General features: G+C 47.4%; 10 protein-coding genes and 1 riboswitch. Of the genes, 2 read left to right on the plus strand and 8 right to left on the minus strand.

What is annotated here, in order from left to right; translation table 11 throughout:
• Positions 1–451: 451 nt before the first annotated feature.
• The 5 genes from sdaAA to DWZ45_RS05670 form a co-directional block, all read right to left on the minus strand.
• Positions 452–1336, minus strand: a complete 885-nt coding sequence (gene sdaAA / locus DWZ45_RS05650; RefSeq protein ID WP_118468104.1) for an L-serine ammonia-lyase, iron-sulfur-dependent, subunit alpha — start codon at positions 1334–1336, stop codon at positions 452–454.
• 42 nt (positions 1337–1378) lie between these two features.
• Entirely contained in the window at positions 1379–2038 is a 660-nt protein-coding gene (gene sdaAB, locus DWZ45_RS05655) for an L-serine ammonia-lyase, iron-sulfur-dependent subunit beta (protein ID WP_107000463.1), read from the minus strand.
• A gap of 21 nt (positions 2039–2059) precedes the next feature.
• The gene (locus DWZ45_RS05660; RefSeq protein WP_333491434.1) at positions 2060–2824 is read right to left on the minus strand and encodes an SDR family oxidoreductase; all 765 of its coding nucleotides are present in this window, start codon (positions 2822–2824) and stop codon (positions 2060–2062) included.
• A gap of 211 nt (positions 2825–3035) precedes the next feature.
• Positions 3036–3908 carry a phosphoribosylaminoimidazolesuccinocarboxamide synthase gene (locus tag DWZ45_RS05665; RefSeq protein ID WP_022359439.1) on the minus strand — a complete coding sequence of 291 codons (873 nt, stop codon included), beginning with the start codon at positions 3906–3908 and terminating at the stop codon, positions 3036–3038.
• 348 nt (positions 3909–4256) lie between these two features.
• Complete coding sequence (locus DWZ45_RS05670) at positions 4257–5540, minus strand: O-acetylhomoserine aminocarboxypropyltransferase/cysteine synthase family protein (protein WP_118468107.1); 1284 nt, start codon at positions 5538–5540, stop codon at positions 4257–4259.
• Positions 5541–6087: 547 nt separating this feature from the next.
• On the opposite strand from DWZ45_RS05670, the gene DWZ45_RS05675 reads away from it, so the two are divergent.
• Complete coding sequence (locus DWZ45_RS05675; RefSeq protein WP_022359441.1) at positions 6088–6516, plus strand: Rrf2 family transcriptional regulator; 429 nt, start codon at positions 6088–6090, stop codon at positions 6514–6516.
• Between the two features lie 93 nt (positions 6517–6609).
• Here DWZ45_RS05675 and DWZ45_RS05680 read toward each other — a convergent pair whose 3' ends face one another.
• Positions 6610–7128 (minus strand): MazG nucleotide pyrophosphohydrolase domain-containing protein, encoded by a 519-nt coding sequence (locus tag DWZ45_RS05680; RefSeq protein WP_207663373.1) that lies wholly within the window; start codon positions 7126–7128, stop codon positions 6610–6612.
• A 533-nt stretch (positions 7129–7661) separates the two neighbouring features.
• On the opposite strand from DWZ45_RS05680, the gene DWZ45_RS05685 reads away from it, so the two are divergent.
• Positions 7662–8600: a DUF4392 domain-containing protein gene (locus DWZ45_RS05685; protein ID WP_118468109.1), complete on the plus strand. Its 939-nt coding sequence runs from the start codon at positions 7662–7664 to the stop codon at positions 8598–8600.
• A 144-nt stretch (positions 8601–8744) separates the two neighbouring features.
• On the opposite strand, the gene DWZ45_RS05690 is transcribed toward DWZ45_RS05685, so the two are convergent.
• Positions 8745–10148 carry a sodium:alanine symporter family protein gene (locus DWZ45_RS05690; protein WP_022359445.1) on the minus strand — a complete coding sequence of 468 codons (1404 nt, stop codon included), beginning with the start codon at positions 10146–10148 and terminating at the stop codon, positions 8745–8747.
• A 149-nt stretch (positions 10149–10297) separates the two neighbouring features.
• A riboswitch (glycine riboswitch) is annotated at positions 10298–10402 on the minus strand.
• A 120-nt stretch (positions 10403–10522) separates the two neighbouring features.
• Positions 10523–11506, minus strand: a complete 984-nt coding sequence (locus DWZ45_RS05695) for a hypothetical protein (protein ID WP_118468111.1) — start codon at positions 11504–11506, stop codon at positions 10523–10525.
• Positions 11507–11512 lie beyond the last annotated feature (6 nt).

The raw sequence follows: 11512 nt of genomic DNA on the forward strand, positions 1-11512 counted from the left end.
TAGAATTTTCAGGGTTTTACATACTGTTCAGTTTTCAAGGTTCTTTGTTGTTGCCTCAGCAGCAACTTTTATAGTTTATCAAAAGTTTTTGCTTTTGTCAACACTTTTTTATTTTTTTACAAATCCACGTTTTTTTGAAATTTTTCTGAGTTCATCAAGAATCTTCAAATCATTTCTTTCGTTTCGTGTTTTGTTTTTGTCCTTGTCTCGAGGACGTATGTTATGATACCAGAGCATTCCCGGAAAGTCAAGCATTTTTCTAAATTTGCTATTTTATATGTTTTTTTGTGATTTTCAAGAATATTCTGGCATCATTTAAACAGAGCTATTTCTATATTGCTGTTCTTTCTTCTACAATTTTATTTTCTAATCAGCAGCTGGAACAGTTCTGACAGGTTCTGCAATCGCGTGCTGTCTGGTTCTATTGATTTTCATTGCCTTCCCGGGTTTTCTACGCAATGTTTTCCTTCTTTCCCATCCGTTCTGCTATCTTTCTGGCGCTCTCGGTCACTGCCAGACCGCCTTCACTCGTCTCGCGTAAAGCAGCCGGAAGCGCATTGCCGATCCGGCGCATGGAATCGACGACCTCGTCTGCCGGGATCGCGCTCTTGATTCCCGCCATTGCCATCTGCGCGCTGACCGCCGCATTGACGGCGCCGGCGGAATTCCGCTTGATACACGGAACTTCAACCAGACCACAGACCGGATCACAGGTTAGTCCCAACATATTTTTGAGGGCAAATGCCGCTGCATTCGCGATACACTCCGCATCGCCGCCCTGCAGATATGCCAGCCCCCCTGCTGCCATCGCACTTGCTGAACCAATCTCCGCCTGGCATCCACCCGATGCACCGGCGATGCTCGCATTTTCTGCAATAACCGCACCGATTCCTGCACTGACAAAGAGTGCCTCGACCATCCGGTTCTCCGTTTCCTTACAATATTCCTCATACGACAAAAATACCGCCGGAATCACCCCGCATGCGCCCGCCGTCGGAGCCGCCACGATTCGTTTCATACAGGCGTTGGACTCTCCCATTTTCACCGCTTTTTCCATCACAAGCCCCATGTATCCGCCCGCCAGGCTGCGACCGGAGGCATTGTATGCGTGCAGTTTTTCTCCGTCGCCGCCCGCCATTCCACTTGCCGAGACGATCGAGCCGTCGTATTCCTGATCTGCCTGGCGCATCGCCTGATACATCTGCCGCATTGTTTCAAACGATTCTTCCACCGTCACCTGGCGTTCCTGCACATCTGCCAGAAGAACCACCTTCCAGAGCGGAATTTGATGTTCGTTCGCTAAGCGGACCAGATCACTCACTGAATGATATAACATTTCCATTTTCCCGTTCCATTCCTTTTCTTATATGAACCTTTCCTATCGAAGACTTAAATATGTTACCTTTCGGATACCCTCCTGACGGCGCAGCCACACAAGCCCTTCTTCCGGAATCTCTTGATCGCACTCAATAACCATCACTGCCATGCCGCCGCGCGCCGCACGGTAGAGCTGCATCGTCGCAATATTGATCGATTTGTGCGCCAGCATCGCCGTCACATCCGCCACATGTCCCGGCTGATCGTCGTTGTGGACAACCAAGGTTGGATAACTGCCGGAAAAATTGGCTTCAATCCCATCGACCTTCGCAATATTGATCCGGGAACCGCCCAGTGATTCACCTACTACCGTCAGACTGCGTCCAGAAATACCCTCAAGCTCCAGTTCCGCCGAATTTGGATGCGCCTCTTTTAAATTAGCTTCCTCAAAGGAAAACTCAATCCCTTTCTCCTCTGCCAGGTGAAAGCTGTCCGGAATCCGCATGTCGTCCGGCACCATTCCTAAAAGTCCCGCAATCAGCGCTTTCTGGGTTCCGTGTCCGGTTCCCGTTGCCAGAAATGAGCCGTACAGACCAATCCTTGCCCGCTTAACCGGTTCCCCAAGAAGCTTCTGCGCCACAAATCCAATCCGAACCGCGCCCGCTGTGTGGGAACTGGACGGTCCGACCATCACCGGACCTACTATATCAAATAGATTCATATTTCTTTCCTTTTCTCTCGTTTACTTCGCCAGGTAGCCGCCATCCACCGGGATTACCGCTCCCGTTATATATTCTGCCGCGTCACTCGCTAAAAACACGGTAATTCCTGCCAGATCCTCCGCCTTCCCCCAGCGGTACATCGGGATCCGCGCCGTTACCTCTTCATACTGATCCGGATTTTTGGCTTTCATATCCGATGTGAGCTTTGTCTCCATATAACCAGGTGCGATCGCATTGACGGTCACACCACGCGATGACCATTCATTGGAGCAGGCTTTCGTGAGCTGCGCCACACCGCCCTTACTTGCCGCGTATGCCGGTATCATCACACTTCCGAAGAAGGAGGTCATCGATGCCACATTAATAATTCTGCCGTATCCATGCTGCAGCATATCCCGCGCCGCCAGCTGAGACATCTGGAACATAGCACCTAAATTTACTCGCAGAATCCGATTCCACTCTTCCATCGGAAAATCTTCTGCCACGCACCGGTGCTGAACTCCCGCACAGTTTACCAGTATATCCGCCTGACCATCAAGGCTTTCCACCAGACGCTTATAGATATTCGGAACCTCCTCTTCTCTTACCAGATCTCCCACTATTCCGTGAACCACCACACCGGTTGTCCGTGCAAGCGCATCAGCGCTCTCCCGCACCTTCTCACTTGTTCCCAAAATAGCAACCTCCGCCCCAGCTCTGCACAGTCCCTCTGCCATGCCATAGCCGAGTCCTCTGGTTCCGCCCGTGACGATCGCTTTTTTCCCCTTTAAGCTAAATAAATCCATGAAATCGCGCATCTTTTATTTTCCCTTTCAAAAGCACACATCTGTAAACAGCCCCTCTGCTGCAGATTACGAACTAGCGATATATTTGTTTTTTATTTCCATATATAAAAGCTGCCGCGAAACAAGAATTTCATTCTTTTCACAGCAGCTTTTTGACTTTTATTCAATGCATTTTCTTCCGCTGCCTGACTGGCTGCATCGAGTAATCCGCTTATGCCAACTTTTCGCCGGTCAGCATCTCATAACTCTGAAGATATTTTTCAATGGTCTTGTCCACAATCTCCTGCGGGAGTGTCCAGTCATTGCCCGGATGAGCGGTCAGCCAATCGCGTGCAAACTGCTTGTCGAAGGACGGCTGGGAATGTCCTGCCTCGTAGCCCTGTGCCGGCCAGAAACGGGAGCTGTCCGGAGTCAGCATCTCATCACCAAGAACGATGTTGCCATTCTCATCCAGACCGAACTCAAACTTGGTATCTGCGATAATGATACCTTTTTCCAGTGCGTACTCCGCACATTTTTTGTAAAGTGCAATCGTGTATTCACGCAGCTTATCTGCATACTCTTTTCCCTTGCCCGGGAAGTATTTTTCCAGATGATCTACGCTCTGCTCATAGGAGATGTTTTCATCATGATCGCCAATCTCTGCCTTAGTGGACGGTGTGTAGATCGGCTCCGGCAGTTTGTCAGACTCTTTTAAGCCTTCCGGCAGTTCAATTCCACAAACCTTTCCGGTCTTCTGGTAGCTTGCCCAGCCGCTTCCTGTGATATAACCGCGGACGATGCACTCAATCGGAAGCATCTCAAGCTTACGGCACATCATGCTCTTTCCTTCGAATTTCTCCTGCTGGAAGAATTCCGGCATGTCTTTTACATCTACGGAAATCATGTGATTCGGGATAATGTCTTTCGTCAGGTCAAACCAGAACTTGGACATCTGTGTCAGTACTTTGCCTTTGTTTGTCACTTCATTATGTAATATAACATCAAAGCAACTGATACGATCCGTTGCAACCATAATCAGGCTGTCTCCATTGTCATAAATTTCACGGACTTTTCCTTCTTTAATCGGTTTCATCTCCTGCATTTTTTGCACCTCATTCTTAAATTTTATGGTGGAATCCAGAGCCCCCCTATATCACAAATGTACAGCTCTGTATCCTTCTATCTGATAAATTACCACTTACCCGCCCTTATTGTCAAGACTCGCCTCCCCGTTTCCTCCTTAAATCCCAACAATTCAGCATTTTACCCTGTAAAAGGCGGTTTGGTATGAATTTTTCTACGCCGTTTTCTTCCAAAATGGAATAGTAAAAATGCAGCGTTATCTGCCGTTCTTCCCTGCTTAAAGAAGAGTTGGCAGATGACACCGCATTTTATCAATTTACCATTTATTATGTATATGCTTCGGATTCTCAGACCGACACACTCTTACTTATTTCAGAGCTGCAAATCCACGCTCCAGATCCTCGATGATATCGTCGATATGCTCAGTACCGATGGAAAGACGGATGGTGTTCTGCTTAATGCCCTGATCTGCCAGCTCCTCGTCAGTCAGCTGGGAGTGGGTTGTTGTTGCTGGATGGATAACCAGGCTCTTTACATCTGCTACGTTTGCTAACAGGGAGAAGAGCTGCAGATTGTCGATGAACTTATGAGCTTCTGCCTGTCCGCCCTTGATCTCAAAGGTGAATATAGAAGCGCCGCCGTTCGGGAAATATTTCTCATACAGTGCATGATCCGGATGATTCGGCAGAGACGGATGATTTACATGCTCTACTAACGGATGTTTGGACAGGTACTCAACAACCTTCTTGGTATTTTCTACATGACGGTCGATACGCAGAGACAATGTCTCAGTTCCCTGAAGAAGCAGGAATGCGTTGAACGGGGAAATCGTAGCGCCCATATCACGCAGAAGGATCGCACGGATGTAGGTAACGAATGCTGCCGGACCTGCTGCCTCTACGAAAGATACGCCGTGGTAGCTCGGATTCGGATCTGCGATTGCCGGATATTTGCCGCTTGCTTTCCAGTCAAATTTACCGGAATCTACGATGATGCCGCCCAGAGTGGTTCCGTGTCCGCCGATGAACTTGGTAGCGGAATGTACGACAATGTCTGCGCCATGCTCGATCGGGCGAATCAGGTACGGTGTACCGAATGTATTGTCAATGACTAACGGAAGTCCGTGTTTGTGTGCAATCTCAGCAATCGCGTCGATGTCCGGGATATCACTATTCGGATTTCCGAGAGTCTCCAGATAGATAGCACGGGTATTTTCCTGAATTGCACTTTCTACCGCTTCAAGATTATGAGCGTCTACGAAAGTTGTAGATACACCGAAATGGGAAAGTGTATGCTCTAAAAGGTTGTAGCTGCCGCCGTAGATGGTCTTCTGTGCTACAATGTGACCGCCGTCCGCTGCCAGTGCCTCGATTGTATATGTAATAGCAGCTGCGCCGGATGCGGTTGCCAGTGCTGCAACGCCGCCCTCCAGTGCTGCGATCCTCTTCTCAAAAACATCCTGTGTGGAGTTGGTCAGACGTCCGTAAATGTTACCGGCATCTGCCAGACCAAAACGTGCTGCCGCATGTGCTGAATTTTTAAATACATAAGAAGTGGTCTGATAAATCGGAACGGCTCTGGAATCGGTTGCCGGATCCGGCTGCTCCTGACCTACGTGTAACTGAAGAGTCTCAAATCTATAGTTTCCCATCTCAAAATACCTCTCTTTCTATTTCTGAAAGTTTATTTCCTAGTATGTAAATTTGTTTTTATTTTATATTCATTTTTTATTTGAGCAAGCGTTTTTCCATTTATTTTCAAGTTTTATATAAAATAATTGCTTTTTCCGCAATATTATATTTGCTTATGCAAATGTATATTTAGCTTTTTGGGTAAACAAAAAGCCGGACCGCTTAATTTTCTTTAAGCTCCCGGGCAAATGGCTTGCATCTTAAATCGTTGTCATTCTCTTAAATGGCAGATATGCAAATTTACCTGACCATATAAAATGCCCGGGAATTACACATTCGACAACAACACATCAGATTTCCGTTCCATATAATATTCTGTCTTGCCATTGTATCTGCCTCCTTTTTATTTTCATGTTCTTTCTGAACTCGATGGCTTAATGATACTCTTATAAACCAACTTTGTCAATAGGTATTAGAAAAAAACTTTTTTCTATGTTTTCCACGCTTTTCTCCTTGAAAGTCCTATTACCTTGCGTTATAATTGGTTAATAGTAAGGAGGTTACCGAATGATATCGACAAAAGGAAGATACGCTCTGCGCGTTATGATCGATCTGGCGGAACAAAATTCTGCTGGATATATACCACTGAATGAAATTGCCACCCGTCAGCAGATTTCTGAAAAGTATCTGGAAATCATCTTGAAGGTTCTGGTCAAAAATAAATTACTGGAAGGACAGCGCGGCAAAGGCGGCGGTTACCGTCTGACCCGTCCGATTAATGAATATACCGCCGGAGAGATTCTGGAACTGACCGAAGGCTCTCTCTCTTCCGTTGCCTGCCTTGCACCGGATGCGCCGCCGTGCGAACGTCAGACAAGCTGTGTGACCCTGCCGATGTGGAAACGCTTTGATCAGGTTGTACACAATTTCTTCTATAATATTACTTTAGAAGATCTGGTAAAGGAAAGTCAGTCTTTGCCGAAAAGTACGAATTAGCATTTATAAATGAACGAAGGCATTCCATTTTGACCGAATGCCTTTTTATATATAGATTTTTCTATTTATTTCAGTATTGAAGCATCTCAAACGTTATTTTTTGATGCCTTTCCGCTCCTCTGCCCGCTCGAGCAGTTTCTCCGCCTCTTCCAGAGCTCCTGGAAGATACGCTTCCGTCCACTCTTTTCCGGCTTTTTCCTGCTTCTTGATTGCATCCCAATCTGTGATCGGTTCCCCCTGTTCGGACAGCATAGGCTTACCAAACACGTGCGGATGGCGGCGGATCATCTTTTCGCTGGCGCCATCCATGACCTCCCGTATCGTAAACAGTCCTTCTTCCTCCGCGATCTGCGCGTGAAGAAGAATCTGCAGCATTAAATCCCCCAGTTCTTCTTTCAGGTTCTCCGCATCGCCGGTCACCTCCCAGATATTGATACCGCCAATCACCTCTGCCGCTTCTTCAATGCAGTACGGTTTCAGCGATGTATGCGTCTGCGCCCGATCCCACGGACAGCCGTCCTCGGCACGGAGATGGCGGACTACCTCGCAGAAGCGCATGAACGATGCGGCGCGGTCATTTTCTTTTTTTATCTCATTTGATTCTCGTTTCATTCTCTCTATCCATTTTCTTGTCTGCTTTTATTTCTGAGCTTGTTTATATGCCTATTTTGTAGCTGTTCAGTACCTTCACAGCCACAAGCAAAAATCCATTAAAAATTGCCTACGGCAATGGGATTTTTGCCTGCTGACCCATATTTTCGTACGGTCAGCGCAGTAAATGCGCTGACCTACTGAACAGTTACCCCATTTTTTATTATATTCCAAATTTTGCTTTCTGTCAGCCGTAAAATAAATTTGGAATTGACAGTCTGATATTTTTCATTTACAATATAATTATAACAAAACAGATTCTTTTATTTATCGGGACTCCTGCCCGGATGCTCCCTTCGTAAATAAGAGCCATGAATCTTACAGGATACGTGGGTCTTTTTTTATTGCACATGATTCCGATACAGCTACCATACCGGACTGCTTCCAATCTTTTTTGATTTGGAAATTATCCAGTAAATAAGCGCTCGGATCATCCAGATAGAAAATCCCCTGTCAATTTCTGCACAATGCAGTATACCTGGAGGATTGATACCATGACTTTTTATGAAACTTTAGATTTAATTATGAAACAGGATTTTGGCGGTCGCGGACTTTTAGCATCTCTGCCTGCTTCCCCACTTGCGGCTGTGTCTGCTTCTCTCGCCCATGCGAAAAGAGCCGTTCTTCTGACCGGTTTCCCGGTTCGAATGCCAGACGGTTCTATTACCGGCGAGACGGATGGACCTTCCGGAACTGCCAACCTCGCAGCAGCGCTGACGGCAGCTGGCTGCGGCGTGTCAGTCGTAACCGACTGGTCTTCTTATCCGCATCTGGAAGCGGCTCTCCGCTTCCGCGCTCCGCAGGCAACCTTGATCCGTCTGCCGGAACAGAATACGGATAACTTTATCCGCACCTTTATCCGTGATGCAAAACCGACCCATCTGATCAGCCTGGAGCGCCCAGGTAAAGCTGAAAACGGACATTATCACAGCATGCGCGGTGAACAGCTCGACGACATGATCACGGATTCGGCTCTTTTCCTGTCTGCTGCCAGAGAAGCTGGTGCCACGGTCATTTCCATCGGAGATGGCGGCAACGAGATGGGAATGGGGACCTTCCGCCGTGAAATTCTCGCAGGTGTTCCACACGGCGAACTTATCTGCACCGCAGAAGCAGCAGACCTGACGCTGGCAAGCGGCGTTTCCAACTGGTGGGGCTGGGGCATTGCCTCCCTGCTCTCCCTGGAATTAGGACGGAATCTTCTCCCCTCTGACCGCACCGAGACAGAATTGCTCCGCCGGGTTGTGGCAGCAGGCGGTGTGGATGGATGCACGAAAAAAGCGGAACTGACCGTTGATGCACTCCCTCTGGAGACGCATCTGAGGATTTTGCAGTCTGTCCGCAAATTGACCGATGAAACACTTAAAAAGCAGACAGCAAAGAGAGAAACTCCTTATTTTTACAGAGAGCGGAAGGTAATGGCAGCTATTTAGGGATTTTTGGTTTTTTATTTGTTTTCATTTTCATAAAAAAGACCTGCTTATGTATTTCACTACATAAGCAGGTCTTTTTTGAATGATTGTTTAATGCTTGCTTTTTACGCTTACAGTTACCTTTTATCTTCTCTTTATTTGCTCTTACTTTTCTTCTGCAGCCCGATATGCCTGTGTCACATTTTTCGTGATCGCTTCCGCTTTCCGATCAGCCGCCACAACCACATGACTCAATGCAAGTAATGCCAAAACGTTCGGAATAACCATCAGCGCGTTGAAGAAATCTGCCAGAGCCCATACTAAATTTACCTTTAACATAGAACCAATGACAATACAAATCACTACGATGAAGGAATAAACCTTTGCCGCCCCCTCGCCGAACAGATATTTCGCATTCGTCAGGCCAAAGAAATGCCATCCCAGAATCGTCGAAAATGCGAAGAACAGCAGGCAGATCGCAATAAAAATAGAACCAAAGTTTCCAAAACTCTGCATGAATGCCGCCTGCGTCAGCGCTGTACCATCCTTGCCGGAGCTCATCGCATCCGTTGTCAGGACTGCAAATACGGTCAGATTTAAAATAACAAATGTATCAATAAAGACACTGATCATCGCACAAAGCCCCTGATGATGCGGGCTTTCTGCTTTCGCACGTGCGTGAGCATGCGGTGTGGAACCCATACCTGCCTCATTGGAGAAAAGTCCTCTCGCTACACCAAAACGGATTGCTTCGCGGACGGTGATACCAGCACCAGCGCCCATTACCGCTTTCGGATCAAACGCGCCCTTGATGATCATCATAAATGCTGTCGGCACGTGATTGATATGAAGACCAATCAGAATCAGGCTTCCTACAATGTAAACGCCTGCCATAACTGGCACAACCTTCTCTACCACAGCTGCCAGACGTTTGGTTCCACCAATGAAAATGAATCCTGCCAGTACTGCCAGCACAAGACCGATCGTGATCGGCGGAATATTGATTCCATATACCTGAAATACCTCTGTAAACGCAGCACCGATCGAGTTGGACTGTACCATATTGCCCATAAACCCAAGTGCTAAAACAATAAAGATAGCAAACAGAGTGGATAATACCTTTCCAAAATTACCTTTAAATGCCGCCTTGATGTAGTAGACAGGTCCGCCTGTCACCTCACCATTTACCTCTGTCTTGTAGGTCTGTGCCAGAACCGCCTCGGAGTAGATGGTCGCCATTCCGAAGAACGCGCTCAGCCACATCCAGAAGATTGCCCCCGGACCGCCGCCAAACAGCGCTGTCGCCGCACCTGCCAGGTTACCAGTACCAACCTGTGCTGCGATCGCCGTCATGATCGACTGAAACGGGCTCATTTCCCCTTTTTCATGTTTTTCTCCGTTCAGGCTGAAATGTCCAAACACATGCTTGCAGCCCTCTCCAAATTTTCTTACCTGAATGAATTTGAGACGAATCGTGTAATAGATGCCCGTTCCACACAGCAGAATCAGCAGAAGAAAACTCCACAGAAAATCATTGCCTTTGTTTACCAGTGTCAAAATCGTGTCCATTTTTTATCCTCCTCTATGTTTTCGTTACGATTCCGGCTCTTTTATAAATCCGGGATCGAGTAATAAAATAAGAGCTGATACAAATCAGCTCTCCAAAGAGTAGAACATATGCATACAATAGAACTCATCCCCTGGTTCCATTGTGATTGGTTGTATGCCCTGTCCTTTTGCCTGAGAGATCAACGAATACCATGGACGTGCATCCGTCTTACACCTTCGGCGCTCCTTCTTGGAGACTCTCCAGAGTGTCCCTGCCTGACTGACCTTCGATCACTCGTCAGGACGGTTCAGTAAACAGGAACGAACTTATGTGAGGTATGCTATCACATTTCTTCTGCTTTTTCAACTGATTTTTATAAATTATACGAAAATCCTCAAAATATTACGGTTCGCGACACGTTTTCCCCCTTTTCATTAAACTGCTCATACTTTTCCCCAATCAAAAGAGAATCCATCTGCGGGTATGCACCATCTTTTAAAATATACGATGGAATTTCCCCTTCTGGCTGCCATCCCGGCTTTTTCCCTCCCCATTCTTCCCGGTTTTGAGCTGCCTCTGCCTCCGTCACTTTCCTCCATGCCGATTCTGCTGCCTGACCACGCTTTCCCTGCTTTGTCAGAGGAATCACTTTAAAATGATATACACCCGCAGTCTGCATCAACGGTACAAAATCGTACTGTTCAGCACTCGTCCGATGCGGATGTCCGACACGCTTCGCATCCCGGTAAAGCATCACCAAATATGCCGAAGCCCCCGGCGCTTTCTTCCACCTGCCAATTCCTCTTTCCGCCCAGCCTGCTGCATCCACCGTTCCTATTATCTCTCCGGCATCCTGTAATTCGATCGTCAAAAGCAACGTAGTGCCATTATCTTTCCGAACTGCCTTGCTGCATACCGCGCCAAGCCCTGAAAACTGGATGTCCTCCTGGCGAAGGACGGAAAAAGAATCATCTGCGTCGGATTCCAGTTCTATTTCGTATAGAATTTCCGGAGCAGGTTCTTCTGCATGGATTTCTTCTATCTTTCGTTCTTCTAAAGAAACTTCTTTGGTACCTATATTTTCAGAGTCGGCTTGTATGCTCCCTTTATATTGTTCATTTTCTTTTTTTCCCACCTCTGCCCCATCCATCGCCGGTCCGCTTGCCGGATCACCGGAGATTCGTTCCACACCAGTGACGCTATATGCCCTGTCCCGGCTTTCTGCCTCCAAAACAGGCATTCCCATTTCATCCAGCTCTTCTGCTGCCAGCCGAATCCTGACCCGATCGATGGATGCTGCGGCAGCGGAGAAACATCCCGCAGCCGTCTGGCTCAGTACGGCTGCTCCGAAGAGCAGCCCTTTCGCCATCTGATTCATAAAATT

This window comes from Clostridium sp. AF32-7AC (genome assembly GCF_003477925.1).
Classification (GTDB): domain Bacteria; phylum Bacillota; class Clostridia; order Lachnospirales; family Lachnospiraceae; genus Otoolea; species Otoolea fessa.